Origin of the sequence: Methanosarcina sp. DH1 (genome assembly GCF_020804205.1) — an archaeon.
Taxonomy (GTDB): domain Archaea; phylum Halobacteriota; class Methanosarcinia; order Methanosarcinales; family Methanosarcinaceae; genus Methanosarcina; species Methanosarcina vacuolata.
The window spans coordinates 15,919-33,679 of sequence record NZ_WJBJ01000029.1; the positions used below are offsets into that span (position 1 = coordinate 15,919).

13 protein-coding genes are annotated in these 17,761 nt (G+C 40.9%); 10 read left to right on the forward strand and 3 right to left on the reverse strand.

Going from position 1 to position 17,761, the window contains the following annotated elements:
• Nucleotides 1–708: 708 nt before the first annotated feature.
• From FXW07_RS16230 to FXW07_RS16255, 6 genes are all read left to right on the forward strand, one after another.
• The gene (locus FXW07_RS16230) at nucleotides 709–1,533 is read left to right on the forward strand and encodes a formylglycine-generating enzyme family protein (RefSeq protein WP_229396389.1); all 825 of its coding nucleotides are present in this window, start codon (nucleotides 709–711) and stop codon (nucleotides 1,531–1,533) included.
• A 482-nt stretch (nucleotides 1,534–2,015) separates the two neighbouring features.
• A complete protein-coding gene (locus FXW07_RS16235) occupies nucleotides 2,016–2,330 on the forward strand; it encodes a hypothetical protein (protein WP_229396391.1) in 315 nt (104 codons plus the stop codon).
• A 16-nt stretch (nucleotides 2,331–2,346) separates the two neighbouring features.
• Entirely contained in the window at nucleotides 2,347–4,116 is a 1,770-nt protein-coding gene (locus FXW07_RS16240; protein WP_229396393.1) for an SUMF1/EgtB/PvdO family nonheme iron enzyme, read from the forward strand.
• 183 nt (nucleotides 4,117–4,299) lie between these two features.
• The gene (gene rqcH / locus FXW07_RS16245) at nucleotides 4,300–6,711 is read left to right on the forward strand and encodes a ribosome rescue protein RqcH (protein WP_229396395.1); all 2,412 of its coding nucleotides are present in this window, start codon (nucleotides 4,300–4,302) and stop codon (nucleotides 6,709–6,711) included.
• Nucleotides 6,708–7,760, forward strand: a complete 1,053-nt coding sequence (locus tag FXW07_RS16250) for an mRNA surveillance protein pelota (protein WP_048122103.1) — start codon at nucleotides 6,708–6,710, stop codon at nucleotides 7,758–7,760. Before rqcH ends, FXW07_RS16250 begins: the two co-directional genes overlap by 4 nt.
• Nucleotides 7,761–8,639: 879 nt before the next feature.
• Nucleotides 8,640–10,871, forward strand: coding sequence for an S-layer protein domain-containing protein (locus FXW07_RS16255; RefSeq protein WP_229396397.1), 2,232 nt, complete (start codon nucleotides 8,640–8,642; stop codon nucleotides 10,869–10,871).
• A gap of 335 nt (nucleotides 10,872–11,206) precedes the next feature.
• On the opposite strand, the gene FXW07_RS16260 is transcribed toward FXW07_RS16255, so the two are convergent.
• Both FXW07_RS16260 and FXW07_RS16265 read right to left on the reverse strand, forming a co-directional pair.
• On the reverse strand, nucleotides 11,207–11,926 hold the full coding sequence (locus tag FXW07_RS16260) for a DUF1614 domain-containing protein (RefSeq protein WP_229396399.1): 720 nt from the start codon (nucleotides 11,924–11,926) through the stop codon (nucleotides 11,207–11,209).
• Between the two features lie 279 nt (nucleotides 11,927–12,205).
• Nucleotides 12,206–13,081: a diadenylate cyclase gene (locus FXW07_RS16265; RefSeq protein WP_229396401.1), complete on the reverse strand. Its 876-nt coding sequence runs from the start codon at nucleotides 13,079–13,081 to the stop codon at nucleotides 12,206–12,208.
• A 420-nt stretch (nucleotides 13,082–13,501) separates the two neighbouring features.
• Between FXW07_RS16265 and thpR the strand changes: the two genes are divergently transcribed.
• Complete coding sequence (thpR, locus tag FXW07_RS16270; protein WP_229396482.1) at nucleotides 13,502–14,047, forward strand: RNA 2',3'-cyclic phosphodiesterase; 546 nt, start codon at nucleotides 13,502–13,504, stop codon at nucleotides 14,045–14,047.
• A 187-nt stretch (nucleotides 14,048–14,234) separates the two neighbouring features.
• Here thpR and FXW07_RS16275 read toward each other — a convergent pair whose 3' ends face one another.
• A complete protein-coding gene (locus FXW07_RS16275; protein ID WP_229396403.1) occupies nucleotides 14,235–15,314 on the reverse strand; it encodes an epoxyqueuosine reductase in 1,080 nt (359 codons plus the stop codon).
• 321 nt (nucleotides 15,315–15,635) lie between these two features.
• Between FXW07_RS16275 and FXW07_RS19400 the strand changes: the two genes are divergently transcribed.
• The 3 genes from FXW07_RS19400 to FXW07_RS16285 all read left to right on the forward strand — a co-directional run bounded on the left by FXW07_RS19400 (nucleotide 15,636) and on the right by FXW07_RS16285 (nucleotide 17,606).
• Nucleotides 15,636–15,764: a hypothetical protein gene (locus FXW07_RS19400; protein WP_255679112.1), complete on the forward strand. Its 129-nt coding sequence runs from the start codon at nucleotides 15,636–15,638 to the stop codon at nucleotides 15,762–15,764.
• Between the two features lie 205 nt (nucleotides 15,765–15,969).
• Nucleotides 15,970–16,974: a replication factor C small subunit gene (locus tag FXW07_RS16280; RefSeq protein WP_229396404.1), complete on the forward strand. Its 1,005-nt coding sequence runs from the start codon at nucleotides 15,970–15,972 to the stop codon at nucleotides 16,972–16,974.
• 119 nt (nucleotides 16,975–17,093) lie between these two features.
• Nucleotides 17,094–17,606 (forward strand): small multi-drug export protein, encoded by a 513-nt coding sequence (locus FXW07_RS16285; protein WP_229396406.1) that lies wholly within the window; start codon nucleotides 17,094–17,096, stop codon nucleotides 17,604–17,606.
• Nucleotides 17,607–17,761: the final 155 nt, after the last annotated feature.

Consider the following 17,761-nt stretch of genomic DNA (forward strand, 5'->3'; position numbering starts at 1 on the left):
TAATTAGGGGCATAGATTAGGAATTCTGACCAGAATTACGGTTTCGTAACTCTAATCAAGGGTATGGTTTAAGAATCTGAATAGGTCTTGTTCAATGATTTCGATCAGGAGTTTTAATTAAGTTTTTGGTTTGGGACTTTTTAACTTTGATAGCATTTAGCTAAGAGAGTCTGGCTGGTTTTTTTCTATGATAGATCAATCTCATATTTTACTTTTGGTTATATGAGTTTTTTTAAAAACGTTTAACAGTCAATTTAAATTTAGATACTTCTCTTTATTGCGATGGGATACATAAAGACTCATGGTCCAGGTGTTTTTGGCAGTAAGGTTCACTCTCAAATGGAACAACAATGTGCAACAACATTATAATAGAGTTCCAGAATCTAACAATAAAAGCTAAAAACAAAACTGAAATAGGTAAGCTGAAAAAAAGCTGAAAACAAGCTGAAAACAAAGATTAACAAGCTGAAAACAAGCTGAAAACAAAAATTAATAAGTAAAAATTAAAATTCGAAGTTGACAAATATGAATTGAATTATAGCTGGAAAATTGTACTGAAAAATGAAAATTGACAAATGAGAATTTAAAAACGAAAAGTAACAAAAATTAAAAATGAATACAGACAACCAATAATTGAAAATAGCAATTAATAAGTAAAATCGTAATTCATAAGTAAAAAACTGACAGGTCAATAAATATCCATAGGGAGTGGGGCTTTTGGGAAATAAATTGAATATCAAGACTTACATTAATACAATTCGATACTACCTGAAAACTGAAGAAACTGAAGAGTCATCTATCCTTGCGCTGGCTGATAATCCGAATGATACTGAAACCTTTGTCAGTCCTTTTACAGATATGCAATTTGCACTGATCCCGGCAGGCGAATTCGAGATGGGTTCACCTTTAGAAGAGAAGGACAGATCAGATTCCGAGTCTCCGATTCATAAAGTAAAAATTAATAACTCTTTTTATCTGGGTAAATCCGCTGTCACGCAAAAACAGTGGAAAAAGATAATGGGCAACAACCCTTCATATTGCAAGGGTGAAGATCATCCTGTTGAGATGATTTCCTGGAACGAAGCTCAGGAGTTTGTAATAAAGCTGAATGAAATGGAAGGAACTGACAAATACCGCTTACCCTCTGAAGCCGAATGGGAATACGCCTGCCGCGCCGGCACACAAACAAGGTGTTTCTTTGGTGAAGACGAGTCAAAACTTGATGAATACGTCTGGCATGCTGGAAATTCAGGAGATAAGACTCACGTAATTGGCTGCAAGAAACCAAATCCCTGGGGACTTTACGATATTAACGGGAATGTATGGGAATGGGTACAGGATAATTGGTACGATAATTACAATGGTGCTCCTTCGGATGGGAGTGCATGGGAAGATGGAAGTAGCTCAGATAGGGTTTCTCGTGGGTGCAGCTGGCTCTGCGAGACCGGGTTATGCCGTTCAGCTGGCCGTTTCAAGCGCAAAACTGAAAGTCGGCTTGCCAATCTCGGGTTCCGTCTGTTGAAGGAATTATAACTTTCCTCTTTAAGGGAATTATAGCTTTCTTCTTAAGGGAATTGTGATTTTCTTCTTTAAGGGAACTATAACTTTGGCTCTTCGTCATTTCCTATGGATAAGATGATTTTCACTTCAAGACCGTATTGTTTTTAATGAGTACAGTATGAGAATATCCACACAAAACAATGAAGAGCCGTAACTTTCTTCTTAAAGGAACTAAACCTTCTTCTATTACTCAAGTAAGCTTAAACATTGAATTGTCTGTAAAATTTTCGAAGAACTTTCTCTTTTTTGCAAGCTTGTTATTTATTATTGAACAAAAATCTTAAATCATATATTCTCTAAAGAAAAACTAAGTCTTAGATTGTGGAACAGTTGGTGGTAGAATACAGCAAGTTCTCGATAAATCTAATTTCTCTATCGTACTCACCTCTGAAGGCATTGAAATTTTTTCGGAATATTGGCAGGAGCAGTGCTGTCAGCTATATAGTTCAATTTGCATGAATATACCTGATGGCTGGATAGAACCTTTAAAATCCGATTGTTCTGAAGGAGATAAAGCTGATCTGACAACCATTTTCAGCACACTTGCAGTTTTCGGCATAACTGGAAAGGTCTTTGCAGAGATAATTCTTGAAGCAATGAAAAACTGGCTAGAATATAGGCCAACTGCTGAAATTGAACTAAAATGCCCTGACGGAAGTACGGTTAAGATTTCAAAGTTGCCTCTTAATAAATTATCTAAGTTTTTTGAAGAAAACCCGCATCTATCAGTCTTTGAAGGTCTGAGTTATTTCATGAACTCTAATAAATAAATCGTGTGTTAGCGTCATGACTGGAAAAAGAGTCGGGCTTGTTATTGGAAATAATTATCCAGATTCCGATAAAGAATTAAGGTTTGCAGTAGCTGATGCTCTCGCAATGAAGGAGGTTCTGCTGAATAAAGATATTTGTGGGTTTGACGAAGTTGAAGAATCAATAGACGATACCTTTATAGACGCAAGGATTAAAATTGAAAAAATACTGAAAAATGCAAACCGTGACGATCTTGTTTTCATTTATTTTTCCGGTCATGGGAAAAAACATCTTGACAATGGATTGCGTTTGTTGTTCAAGGACGCTAGAGAAGATTATCCTCTGGCAACGTCGTTAAATTTTGATTATATCAACAGGTGCATGAAATATCCATCACTTAAATCAGTTATTATCGTTCTTGATTGCTGCTATAGTGGTGCTGCCGGAATAAAAGGAGACGATTTAGAAGAAGCATTTTCTAATTATTCCACGGGTCCGGGTACGATAATTCTTACATCTACAGGTTTGATTGGATCACCGAAAGCTAAGGAAGATCCAGAACTCAAACACGGCATTTTTACTAACTATTTGCTGGAAGGTTTGAAAACTGGTGGTGCAGATGAGGATGAAGATGGTCTCATATATGTGAACGATTTGTATGAATACGCCCACAATAGAACAATAAAACGAAGTTCTCAATCTCCGGTTATGAAAACGCAGATGGAAGGGAAAATCCTAATCGCAAAGAATCGTAAAAAAATTAAAGATAATGAATATCAACTAAAAAGTAGCAAGCTTCTTAGAGAGTTCAGTATCCAACTTCCTCCTCGTATACTTGGCGAATCTCTGACAATTCTTAGGAATTATTACTATGCCCCTTCCCCTCTGGAACAAGTTGATATTACCATATACAATTTTTTAGAATTACTTTTAAAGGGTGAATTTTCGGTTGATAATTATATTGAAGCTGTGCAGAGGCTTAAAGGGATTAGTATAAGCACTCCCCTTCCTCGAAATAAAAACACTGGTAGTGTCTCGAAACCTGAAGTTACAAATATTGGAAATAAAGGGATTTATGAGGAATCCAAGAAATACGAGATCCCAAAAACCTTCACCAGCCCTTCTACAGGTATGGAGTTTGTCCTTATCCCAGCCGGAGAATTTATGATGGGATCTCCTTCTGGTGAAAAGGGCAGGTTTGATGATGAAGATCCAGCTCACAAAGTAACAATTGGATATTCCTTTTATATGGGTAAATATCCAGTTACTCAAAAACAGTGGAAAAAAGTTATGGGTGATAATCCTTCAACCTTTAAAGGTGAAAGTCGGCCTGTGGAAAGCATCTTTTGGGAAGATGTTCAAGAATTTATTAAAAAATTGAATAAAAATGAAGGTGCTAGTAAATATCGTTTACCATCGGAAGCTGAATGGGAGTATTGCTGCAGAGCCAGTACACAAACAAGGTATTTTTTTGGTGACAATGAGTCAAAGCTTGATGAATATGCGTGGTATGATGATAACTCAGGTTCTGAGACTCATCCAGTTGGTCAGAAAAAATCTAATAAGTGGGGTCTTTATGATATTGTTGGGAATGTTTGGGAATGGGTTCAAGATAAATGGCATCACAACTACCTCGTTACTCCTTCTGATGGTAGTGCATGGGAAGATGACTATAGCTCCTCACATGTAGTCCGGGGTGGCAGTTGGAGCTACCCTGCCAGACGCTGCCGTTCGGCAGATCGCCGCAGGAACTTACCTGAGAGCTGTAAGAGCGACATAGGCTTTCGTCTCTTGAAGAAACTGTAACCACCTTCTCCATTATCCCTTTACAACTAACGCCCTGACGATCCAAATTTTATTTATAAAGCTAAGTTCGAGCTCGAAGCGTGCGAAGCTGCCGAGCCTGAGTGCTGAGCCGCTTCACTTTAATCTAATTTCTCTAAATTCTTCAGTAATGCTTATACCAAAAGCCTCTATTATATCCACTTCATGAAACAGGATATGTCAAGCGCCGACGTTGCTGCAGTTGTTGCCGAGCTGTCAGCAGGTCCCAAATCCATTATTGATGCGAAGATCGGAAAGATCTATCAGCCCACTAACGAAGAGATTCGCATCAACCTTTACGTTTTTCACCAGGGCAGGGACAACCTGGTTATTGAGGCCGGGAAGCGCATTCATCTAAGCAAATACCTCAGGGCAAGCCCAACGCTTCCCCAGGCTTTTCCGATGCTGCTTAGAAAATACCTGATGGGAGGCAGAATTACATCTGTTGAGCAGCACGACTTTGACAGGATAGTGAAAATTGGAATTGAGAGAGCTGGAGTCCACAGTACTCTTATTGTGGAGCTTTTCGCCCCAGGGAACATACTTATTGTTGATTCGGAAAACAGGATTATTCTGCCTATGAATCCCGTAACCATGAAGGATAGGCGGCTCAGGAGTGGAGAAATATACGAACTGCCTGAGGCACAGATAAGTCCTCTCAAGGTTAAGGTTTCTGACCTTATGAAGGAGTTTTCCACGTCTTCGGCTGATATCGTCAGGACGGTTGCCACAAGGTTCAATCTGGGAGGAGTTCTGGCAGAAGAAGTCTGTGCCAGGGCAGGAATTGACAAAGCGAAGCCTTCAAAGGAAGCAACTGAAGAAGATGCATCCAGGCTCTGCAATGCAATGCACGATCTCTTTTCCCCGCTTTTGAGGGTAGGAACCGGAGATAAAGAACTCGAAGAAGCTGAAGCCGAGACTGAACTTAAATCAGAAATCGAGTCTAAACCAGAAACCGAACTTAAATCAGAGATCGAGTTCAAACCAGAAACCGAACTTAAATCTGAAACCGAACTTAAACCTGAGACCGAAGCTGAAGGCGAGGCTCCCAAGCTCAGGCCTCAGCATGTGAAAAAGGAAATCAACGGAAAGCTGGAAACTTTCGATGTGCTTCCTTTTGACCTTATCCGCTATTCCGGATTTGAAAAAGAATATTTTGATTCTTTTAACACGGCACTTGATGAATTTTTTGGAAAAAAGGCGCTTGAGCAGGTCGAAGAGGTAAAGGCAGCTCAGAAAAAAGAAAAAACCCTTGGCGTTTATGAACGGCGGCTTCTTCAGCAGGAAGGGAGCCTTACAAAGTTCGAAAAAGAAATCGAGAAAAATAATACCCTTGCTGAGACAGTCTATGCAAATTACCAGGGCATCGAAGAGCTTCTTTCTGTGCTTAATGGTGCAAGGTCAAAGGGGTATTCCTGGGACGAGATCCGCTCCATTCTGAAGCAGGCCAAAAAGACCTTACCTGCCGCGCAGAAAATCACAAATATTGACCCAAGGACAGGGACTGTAACTGTGAACCTTGACGGGAAGATTATTGGTCTTGACATCCGCAAGACAGTGCCGCAGAATGCTCAAGAGTATTATGAAAAGGTCAAGAAATTTAGCAAGAAAAAAGACGGAGCTCTCAAAGCTATCGAAGATACCAGGAAGGCGATGGAGAAAAAGGCCGTGGCAAAGGCTGCAAAGGCAGGGAGGAAGCTCCAGGCGTCCAGGAAAAAGCACTGGTATGACAGGTTCAGATGGTTTGTGTCCTCGGATGGCTTCTTTGTTGTTGGAGGCAGGGATGCAGATACCAATGAAGATATTTTTAAGAAATACCTGGAAAAGAGAGACCTTGTCTTCCATACCCAGACTCCGGGTGCTCCTCTCACAGTTATCAAGACCGGCGGGGAAGAGGTTCCCGAATCTACCTTACAGGAAGCGGCACAGTTTGCTGTTTCTTATTCCAGCCTCTGGAAAGCAGGGCATTTCAGTGGAGATTGCTACTGGGTTAAAGCCGAGCAGGTCAGTAAAACTCCAGAATCAGGAGAATATGTGAAAAAAGGAGCTTTTATCATCCGTGGGGAGCGCAATTACTTTAAGGACATTCCTCTCGGCGTTGCAGTCGGGCTTGAACTCAAAGGCGAGACGAGAGTTATAGGCGGACCTGTTTCTGCTGTCAGAAAACATGGGGATTATATCCTCGAAATTGTCCCTGGGGCTTTTAACCAGAATGATATCTCTAAAAAGATCTACAGGATTTATGCCGACGAACTCAATGATCCCCGTTTTGTGAAGCAGATTGCCTCTCCTGACCAGATCGCTATGATGGTCCCGCCCGGAGAATCGGACTTAAAGAGCCAGAAGCCGAAAAGGAAGGGAGAAAGGATCGAGGGGGAAAGCGAGGAACATGAGGATCCGGAAGGCGAGGACGGACTCGAAGATAACGAAGAAGAACTTGAAAAGGAATTCGGAAAAAACTTCGGAAAGGGAACTGAAGACGAATCCAGGGAAAAACTCGCCAACGAAGACACAGAAACGAAAACCGGGGAAGGAACGGAAGAGGAAATTGAAATGCACGGAGTGAAAAAGGCATGAGAGTTACAAACCGTTCCCTTAAGGGAAGGGAAGGGGAGATTGCAGTAACAGCCGAAACCCTCGATGACCTCTGGCACCTGAAATATATAATCGAAAAGGGGGACCTGGTCTTTGCGGTTACCAAACGGAAAGCCGATTCGGCAAGTGACAAAATCCGCCCTGAAAAGGTTGAGAAGGTAAAAGTCAGGCTTGGTATCAGGATTGACGATATCGAGTTTCACAAGTTTGCGAACCGTCTCAGGGTTCATGGGATGATAGAGCGTGGAATGGATGTGGGTTCTTATCATACTCTCAATGTCGAGATCGGAACCAATCTTTCTATCATCAAGGAACACTGGAAGAATGACCAGCTCCAGCGTATCCAGGATGCTGAAGAAGCTTCGAAGCGCCCTAAAGTCGTTATAGTGGCAATAGAAGAAGGTGATGCCGATATTGGCTTTGTGCATCACTACGGAATAGAGATATATTCTCATATCCGGCAGTCCTCTGGTAAGCGAGAAACTGGACTGAGGAACGAGTTTTTCAGAGAAGTTGTAGAACAGCTAAGGCACGCCGTTCCAGAGGAAGCGTCCATAGTCATTGCCGGGCCCGGGTTTACTAAAGAGGATTTCATAAAATATTTCCAGGAAACCGAACCTGCTATGGCCTCAAAAGCTCTGATTGAAGATACTTCCATGATAGGAATGTCCGGCTTTCAGGAAGTTCTGCGCAGAGGTGCAGTTGACCGTATTATGCAGGAATCCCGTATAGCTCGTGAATCTGCTCTGATGGAAGACCTTATCCGTGAGATCTCAATGGACGGAAAAGCTGCCTACGGCCTTGCCGATGTTAAGAACGCCCTTAACTACGGAGCTGTCGAAACTCTGCTTGTTGCCGATGAAACCCTCCGGGAAGGGCGGGAAAAAGGAGAGGATATCGATAAGCTCCTAATGGAAGTTGAACAGTCTCAGGGAAAGGTTATTGTTTTCAGTACAGACTTTGAGCCCGGAGAAAAGCTTCATAAACTTGGAGGAATCGCAGCTCTGCTTCGTTTCAAGGTGACAGGTTGATTTTCGGTCAAGACTTTTTTGTAAAAGGGTTGCAGCTCTGTTTCGTTTCAAGGTGATAGGCTGATTTTCGGTCAAGACTTTTTTGTAAAAGGGTTGCAGCTCTGCTTCGTTTCAAGGTGACAGGTTAAGTTAATCAAACGAGCTATCTAGTGTTATGGCAATTTAATTATTGAGCATGGTATTTGATAGCCTCTCTTCAATAAATCGCGATTTAGAGTTGATATGTGGACAATAACTAAATTTTCAAGACTCGTTTTAATTATTACATTCTTTTGACCCAGTGCTCTCATCGTTTCTTTCATTTTTGTAAGAGCCCTGAATTTCTCCAACTACTGTTGAAACTATGAAATTTCCAGCTCCTGTAGATCTGACAAAATCTTAATACAAAGTTATTTATAACATTACTAGGAAATAGGATTCCGTATTCCTTTAAAGATTATTAAATAAAACTGGTATAGAGGAGAATTAGTTGATTTATAAAACGGCAGAGAAGAAGCTTTCAAAACAAATTTCACACGGATCTTTGTTTGAGAATGGCATTTTTTAACTTCTGACGAAATTTGTGGAAAATTTGAGGGCTATTCGTACAACACCAATCTACGAGTTCATCCCAAAAACGCGTTTCTTCTCAAATATTTTAGAACTAATTTCTGTGACAAGAAACTCAATTGGTAGTTTACAAGCCTCATTGCCAAGGGCTGCGTTTGAGATTAAGAAAAATCAATTTAGAGTTTCGAAATGAATTAATTAGTAAAATTTATCAACTACTTAGATTTATTTGTTGTTACTTTTTAAAAAATAAATATTACCAATACTGATATTATCGTGTATATTATGTTAAAACATATGATAACAAATAAAGAAGAGTGATAATTTCTTATGAGACCCCACGTTCAGAGGACTTTGATTTCCCTGCTTGCTCCGATTACGATTTGTTTGTTGATTGTTCCCGCAGGTTTTGCAGCTCAAGCTCCAGTTATCTCTGGTATTCCCCTCGACACAAACGAAACATTATCAGATGGATTCTGCTGGAATGCGACCACTTTTGGCGGCTTTAATTATCCTGTAAACCAGCACAAAAACTTCGTAGCTTCTGAAAACTGGTCTGGTGAACGCCTTCAGTATGTAGAAAAAGACGGCAAAGATGAACTTGGAAAAAGCCATCCTGGAAACCATGTAATAGGTGAAGGAGAACTTGTTTATACTACCCGTCCTTTCTCTTCAAAATACAAGGTTGTTTCTGAGCTTGATCTTGACGCCAAAACAACTCCTAAAGAGCTTAGTGGGATGTTCTACTACAAACTCGCCTGGTTTGGAAAACCGTATATTACCGTCGGAGGCGACTCCACCCGGCTTACAAACCTTGTAATGGACCAGAAATCTGGCGATAAAGAAACATTAAAGGCCGGAGATTCCTGGGATTTAGGGAGTAATTATTCTCTGGTAGTTAACCAGGTTGATGTCGACGGCGAAAAAGTATGGTTTGAACTAGATAAAAACGGGGAAGAAATTGAGTCAGGAATTGTAAACACAAGTGGAAATGTTTCTGATAAAACCTTTACTGCAACTGCGGATTTCGGAGATAAGAAAGACCAGCTCTACTTTATGACCTATGTAGACTCCGTATTCACAAGTGCTACTGATTCTTTTGCAGTCTTTAAGTATACCTGGCTCATCGATAAAGATAAAGTGATGCTCATTGAGAATGGGGACGAATATCAGGGTTTTGAGGTAAAAGAAGCTTCTGAAAACGAAATCGTCCTTACGAATTCAAATTCTATCACTTTGAACCTTGATAAAGATAAAAAGAACTACTTTACCGATTCCTGGTATTTCCAGACCTCAGATGAAGGAAAGGGAAGCACTTCTCCGGAAGGGTATGTTATCTATCCGGCAAAAGAGCTTAACAGCTCTGGAAATTATACCTTGAGAGGCTTGCCTTTTGACACTAATGAAACCTCATCTGATGGTTTTATCTGGAATGCGGCCACTTTCAGCGGCTTTAACTATCCTGTAAATAAACATAAGAATTTTGTAGCTTCTGAAAACTGGTGGGGTGAACACCTTCAGTATGTAGAGAAAGACGGTCAGGATGAACTTGGAAAAGATCATCCTGGAAACCATGTAATAGGTGAAGGAGAACTTGTGTATACTACCCGTCCGTTCTCTTCAAAATACGGAGTTGTTTCCGAGCTCGATCTTGACGCCAATACAACTCCTAAGGAGCTTGGTGGGATGTCCTATTATAAGCTCCCCTGGTTTGGAAAACCGTATATTGCCGTAGGAGGCGACTCCACCCAGCTTGCAACCCTTGCAATGGACCAGAAATCTGAAGATAAAAAAACATTAAAGGCTGGAGATTCCTGGGATCTCGGGAGTAATTATTCTCTGGTAGTTAACCAGGTTGATGTCGAYGGCGAAAARGTATGGTTTGAACTAGATAAAAACGGGGAAGAAATTGAGTCAGGAATTGTAAACACAAGTGGAAATGTTTCTGATAAAACCTTTACTGCAACTGCGGATTTTGGGGATAAGAAAGACCAGCTCTACTTTGTAACCTATGTAGATAAGATATTCACAAGTGCTACTGATTCCTTTGCAGTCTTTAAGTATACCTGGCTCATCGATAAGGATAAAGTTATGCTCATTGAAAACGGGGACGAATATCAGGGTTTTGAGGTAAAAGAAGCTTCTGAAAATGAAATAGTCCTCACAAATTCAAATTCTATCACTTTGACCCTTGATAAAGATAAAAAGAAATACTTTACCGATTCCTGGTATTTCCAGACCTCGGATGAAGGAAAGGGAAGCACTTCTCCGGAAGGGTATGTTATCTATCCAGCAACCGATGTTACTGTAGAGGATAACGCTTCTTCAGGTGTCAATAATTCTGAAAATATCTCGAATGACTCTCTCTCGAATGAGTCTGCACCCTCTACATCCTCTGCTTCTCTTCTCGAGAGTAAGGCTGACGATTTAAAAGATGTTAACAGCAGCAGTCCTGAGGAAAAATACGGAGTGGAAACTTCCGCAAAAGCTCCTGGTTTTGAGGTGCTTGCAGGATTTTTCGGAATAACTCTTTGTCAGTACTTCATGAAAAGAAGGGATTAAGAGATTTATCTCAAAAATTGAGGATTAAAAAAGAGTAGTTTTTTGAAGTTCTCTTCCTTTTTCTCTTTTTTTTCTCTTTCTTTTTCTCTCCCTTTTTTTCAGTTCGTTTTCTCTTCCTTTTTTCAGTTCGTTTTCTTTTACATATTTAGCCTTACTACTTCTGATTCCTGTTAATTGATTCCTGTTAATTGATTCCTGTTAATTGATTCCTGTTAATTGATTCCTGTTAATTGATTCCTATTACTGAGTCCTGTTAACTGAGTCCTGTTAACTGATCCCTATTGATTGATACCTATAAGATCTCTATTCACCGATACCTCTTGACTGGTTCTTTGTTATATCAGGAGAAGAGCGATAAACCCGCTTAGAAAGATTCCGTCAAAGGTTCCTGCCCCTCCTATGCTTGCAACCGGAGCTCCAAGATTCTTAATTTTTCCCAGGTTAAGAAGATCGGCTCCAATAAGGGTTCCGAGTACTCCTCCTGTATAAGCAATGACAACGCGGCACTGGTCAATTGGACAACCCGGGATATGAATTATCGAGGTCAGCAAAATAGCAGCAAGGGCAGCTGCAAGGGGTGGGACCAGCGCCGGGGTTGCAATACCTATGCCGCGGATCGGCTTTGCTACGGAATGAGTTATGATTGTAACTATTAAGATGCCGGTTCCTGCAAGCAGGAGAGACGAAGGGAATTTCATAAGAAGGTAAGCTGAAATTAGAATCGGAATAACCGCTCCTCCTACATTCACAGCAATTGTCGTTTCATTTTTTATCACACGCCGAAATGGAACCCTGTAAGATACGCCAAAAACACGGACATATGTATCTCTAACTACCGGAGCATCGGATCTAAGGGTTGCCAGAGGGATATTGATACCGCTTCCGAAGAGGGACATTAACATGATAAGGAGCGCATCCTCTATAGAGAAGCCAATCTTCGTAAAGGTGGAAACAATTATTCCAAAAAAAAGAGAACTAAGCCCGAAAATCAGAATAAAGATCAGAAGCAGAAGGAATGTAAGGCTAAAAGGAATGTAAAAAAGTTGTCTTCTCATGAAAATGCTCCACTTTCTTTATTTCCCCGATATTTAAACATATACTCCCTTTATTTTCCCGTATATTTATACTCTCTTTATTTTCCCTTATATTTAGATATATAATTTCTTTATTTCCCCGAATATTTAGAAATACATTTTCTTTATTTGAGTCTATGTTCTGCCCTTCTTCTTACACGTTCTGCTGAAAGCCTTTGCTCTTAAAAAGTTCGCAACTCAACACTCAGGGATGTAACTAAAAATGTTTAATCCTGTGTAAAAAAGTTCTGATTTTCAGGATTAGATGTATCTTACCGCAGGCTTCAGGCATTCCATGCAAATTATTTCTTTCGCGTCTTTATATACCCTTATAATCCCGCCCGACTCGGATACCGTAACTGCAATCGCAACCGTATCTCTGCTGATTGCGGCTGCCGAGACGTGTCTACCTCCCAGTCCTTTATCAATATCCACATTTTTTGCATCAACGTCAAGGTAGCGGCCTGCGGCCTGGATTATTCCGTTTTCATCTACAACAAAAACCCCGTCAAGTTGGGAAAATTCCTTTATGGATTCCCAGTTTCTCTTGTCAAGGATATTCCGGTAAATTTCATCATGGCCTGCGTAAGGATTCAGTATTAACTGGTGAGAGCGTTTCAGAACCTCTTCGGAATCGCCTATTATGAAGGCAGCGCCTATCTTTTTGCCTTCCCTGCCTGTAAGGACAATATCAAAAGAGATTTTCATGATTGCGCTCATCACTTCAGGCTTTATCCTTTCCTGGCATTCCTTCATAGCTTTTATAAGGGGATTTTCATCGAGGTTATGTACAATAATCGAACTGGAGCTGCGGGTTTCGATCACGCCTACAATAATCCCGTCTTCCAGTTTTCCAAGCACGTATTCTATGGCGGTGGCTTGCTGAAGGTGATCAGAGTTACCTGCAGCCTCGCGGTTTATCTGGTCACCGAGTTCCTTTACAGGATTTTTTCCATCCTTTCCAGTGGAGACAAGGTGGTCTATTATGCTTTTAGGACGCATGGAGATGTAATAGACCGGAATTCCCCCAGTTTCGATCCCTTCAAAACTCAACTCTCCGGAAACCATAATTGCGGCAGCATCAAGTTCTCTGGAAATCTGGGCTGCCGTCTCTGCAATTATACGTGCTCTATTCATATGATCCACCGCTTTTTCTTTTTGCAGCAACCGATTTGAGGCTCCACTTTTTATTTTTAGAGTTATTATTTTTTTTGAACTAACATTATTTTCTTAAATCAAGGTTATTATTTTTTAACTTAGCGTTTTTCGCCGGACTAAAATTCTATACTGCAGGTTAACATTGAGACCAACTTAATAAATACTTAAGCTTATTTCCTTCTCTGTACTTATCTCTTGTATATTATAATTGCCCTGTAATCCATTGATCTGTCCTTTTTTTCCTGTCCTTTTGCACTATTGTCTCTTTCGTATTTTTCTAAAAGATTTTGTGGAGGGTTTACAATTCCTTCAAAAAATAGACCTAAACTCAGTTTTTCCAGACGAAAATTAACAGGAAGATTTTTCTGGTTCGCTTTTCAATTAAGATTGGTGAATGCTTTGATCAGGACATTTATAGCAGTGGAATTAGATCCCAGTTTTACGGAGAAGATTCGAGAGCTTCAGGCCAGATTTTCTGGTTTTGATTTGAAGTTTGTTGATCCTGAGCTTGTTCACATAACTCTGAAGTTCCTGGGAAACGTGGATGAATCAAGAGTTTCCTCGCTTTCTGCAGCTCTCGACTCTATTACGTGCGAGCCTTTCGAAGCAAAAGTAGGGGGACTTGGAGTATTTCCCAAGCCTTCGAATCCCAGAATCCTCTGGCTGGGTGCAACCGGAAACTTCAGGGCGTTACACGACAATGTAGAAGAGTTACTGGAACCTTTTAAATTCGAAAAAGATGACAGAGAATTTACTGCCCATGCTACTCTTGCCAGGATAAAGTTCCTCAAGAAAGATCAGAAAAACACATTAATAAATATAGTAAAGGAATTAATGGATATCGAAATTGGTACTATGTGGGTAAATAAAGTGCTTTTAAAGAAAAGCACACTGACTCCGAAAGGGCCGATCTATGAAACTCTGCATACCGTGTACATGGACTAATCGACGTATCGGGGACAGATGAAAAATGGATAGAACTCTGCATACCGTATACATGGACTGACCTGTGTTACATTTCTTTCTTCTATACCTTTTCTGCCCTTCCTGCCTTCTCTATAGATCTTTCTTTCGTGCGGTAAGCGCACCTCATATTTGTGGTCCTTAATTAACTCCCCCTGTTCTGGATCGTTTACTCCTCTGGAACCGATTCGTACAGCTTTCTCCTCTCCGAAGACATGTTTTTGAAATACTCATTTGCTTCTTCAGGAGACACGGCTCTAAGTGTTCCGTCTGGTTCCTGTATGACCACACCGCTTTCTGTTAGCATCCTGTATCTGGCTTTCCGGACTTCTTTGTCAGGATGGCAGACAAAGTGGCAGTTTGAACAGGTATATTCCATTCTGTTTCCTGGAATCAGGCATATGAAAAATCCGCCTTTGATACTTGGCCTTTTGAGGTACGCTTCTATTGTACCGGGCATCGCAGCGATAAAATCTTCATCCTTTTTGGGAATCTCAAAGCGAGCCGGAGACCAGGTAGACCATTTTCCGGAAGCATTCAGACCTGTAAGTCCTCCGCAAACAAGGAAACATCGGCTGTTGCTTCTCCTTTTTCCGTAGCTAAACTCTTTTCCTCCAAGATTTACCGTTACCTTCTCAAGAGGGTCAACATATCCAGAAGAGCAGACTGCAAGGCAGATCTTGCACTCATCACAATAGTTTTCTTCTTCCGGCAGTGGCTCTGTTGGGATAAGCTCTGCGTCAGTAACTACAGATGCCAGGACAATTGCTGATCCGTATTCCTTTGTAATTATGTTCCCTGAGTATCCAAAATGTCCTATTCCGGAGCGAACTGCCAGGTATCTATGGGAAATAGGGGGGTGCATATCCAGCAGCCAGTTTTCCGAATCCTGACGGTAAACGAAATTTGCAATCTGGGGGACAGCTTTGTACCCGTACTGCTGTAAGAATCCTGCCATTTCAAGGGCTACCCCGTTGGCAAGGGTGGTGGTTCGCACTTTATTAGTGTCAAGGGATGTATGGTCCTCTTTTCTAAAATAAGGTTCTATGAGGTTCTGGTCAAAAGCAAGGGCAAAAACAATTGCCGACTTCGCCTCTGGTAACACATATGTCAGATCCGTAGAAGGAGGGCCACCTGCAAGTGTTTCGGTTGTTGTGATTCCCACTCGAAAGGCTCCAAGGGTTAGGGCCATTTCTTTGAGCTCTTCGGTTAGTTTTTCAGCTTTCGATTTATCAGTTTGTTCTTCCATTCTCGACTCCTCAGGCAAATTAAATAAAATTGATCTCAATTTATTTTATGTCAGACAAATGATATATTCATGATCGGCATTCGAATATACTAATTCCCTACAAGTATAGCCCAGTGACTTTTAAAAGAATAGATCGCATGGTTTTTTGAAAATTAGAAAAGTACTATTGTACATATACGAAAATGACTATTTTATAAAAGTGAGAAAAGATCAATTAGTCCAAAATAAAATAAAATAAAATAAAATAAATATAATGGTCAAATAATATTTTATGCAGGTAATAACAAAATTAAATAATATATAATAAAAGATATAGAAAAATTGAGTGACGTAAATATTACTAAAATCAATAATGGAAATGATAGTATAAATCGTAAAATTATTGATGGTGGCAAAACTGGAAACTTAAATAAGTTTGGCTGGGAGAGTAAAAGCGGACCAAGAAGATGAAATGTTATCGTTTTTCTTTAACCGTTCTACTTTAGAGTTGCCATTTTTCGTCTCTTGTTATTCTTTTATTTTGCTTTCTATACATTTATATATTGGTTGCATCCTGGCTGTAACGCACAAACGGTATTTAAAATGCAGTTAAACACAACAACTCAGAACATTCAAAAGTTTAAATATCATCTTCTCTAATATGGTGCAAGCATGAATGGAGGACTCTACGATTAAAGAAGAGATATGGATTGAGAAGTACAGACCTGTGCGGCTGGACCAGGTGGCGGGGCAAGAAGAAACAATCGAACGCCTGAAGTCCTATGTTGCAATGAAAAATCTTCCTCATCTGCTGTTTTCCGGGCCACCGGGAGTCGGAAAAACCGCCTCTGCAGTTTCGATTGCAAGAGAGATTTTCGGGGAAGACATGTGGCGTGAAAACTTTACCGAACTTAATGCGTCGGATGAGAGAGGAATTGACGTTGTCCGGACAAAGATCAAAAACTTCGCAAAAACTGCCCCTATAGGAGAAGCCGAATTCAAGATTATCTTCCTGGATGAGGCCGATGCACTGACCTCAGATGCCCAATCTGCACTCAGGCGGACAATGGAGCGTTTCAGCAATAACTGCCGGTTTATCCTATCCTGTAATTACTCTTCCAGGATTATCGAGCCTATCCAGTCCCGCTGTGCCGTCTTCAGGTTCAGGCGACTTTCCGAGGAGGCTATCAGGAAACGCCTTGAATACATCGCTAAAGATCAGGGGCTGTCCGTTACTGAAGACGGATATGAAGCTCTTATTTACGTAGCCCAGGGAGATATGAGAAAAGCCGTGAATTCACTCCAGGCTGCTGCTTTCGTTGAGCCGAATAAATCTATATCCAGGGAAACAATCTATAGAACTACCGCAACCGCAAATCCGGAAGATATCAGAAACCTGATTGAAACTGCCCTGCGTGGAAACTTCAGGGCTGCTCGAAAGGAACTTAACAGATTGCTCTACGAAGAAGGGCTCTCTGGAGAAGATATAGTTGGACAGATTTACAGGGCAATCTCCGAAATGGATAATCGGATGATTCTGGACCTTGAGCTTTCTGAGAAGCGTATTGTTGAACTCGTAGACGTAATAGGTGAGATTGATTTCAGGCTCACGGAAGGAGCAACTGAAAAGATCCAGCTTGAAGCTTTACTCGCACATTTTGCGCTTTCTAGCTCAGATTAAAGGTTTTAACAACTCGGAAAAATCTTCTCCCAACCCAGGTATCTCTAGAACTGTTAAAATGGCTTGAATTCGGCCATTTTTAAAATATGAACATACGGAATTAATAAATTCTGATTACCATGTCTGTTGAAATAACATTAGTAGAAATGTTGGGGTCTGTTCCCCACTGGCTTGCAGTTTTGATCATGGGAGCTATACCTATCTCTGAACTGAGAGCGGCAATCCCTGTTGCAATAGGCATCTATAGAATGAGCCCATTTGAGGCCTTCTTCTTCTCAGTGCTTGGAAACCTCCTTCCTGTAATTCCCCTTCTGCTCTTTCTTGAGCCGGTCTCAAACTATCTCAGACGTTACTCGATCTTTGATACTTTCTTCACCTGGCTCTTCTCAAAGACTCGCCGGAACCATACCGAGAGCTTTGAAAAGTACGGACTCCTTGCCCTAACCATCTTCGTAGCCATCCCCCTACCGGCTACCGGGGCCTGGTCTGGCTGCGCAGCAGCATTTGTATTTGGGGTCAAGTTCAAGCAGGCCTTACCTGCAATTGCTGCAGGGGTGATGATAGCAGGAATTATAGTAACGGCAGTTACTGTAACAGGAATAGGTCTCGTTGATATGATAATGGGAGCATAATTTCCCTTTTTATCAAAGACCTGCCCTGTAGAACCCCTAACCGCAGCAAATCTGGAAAACGTAGCTGTATAATAGAATCTCACGTAAAAATTAAGAGAATCTCACGTAAAAATTAATGGAGTTTCACGTAAAAATTAAGAGAATCTCACGTAAAA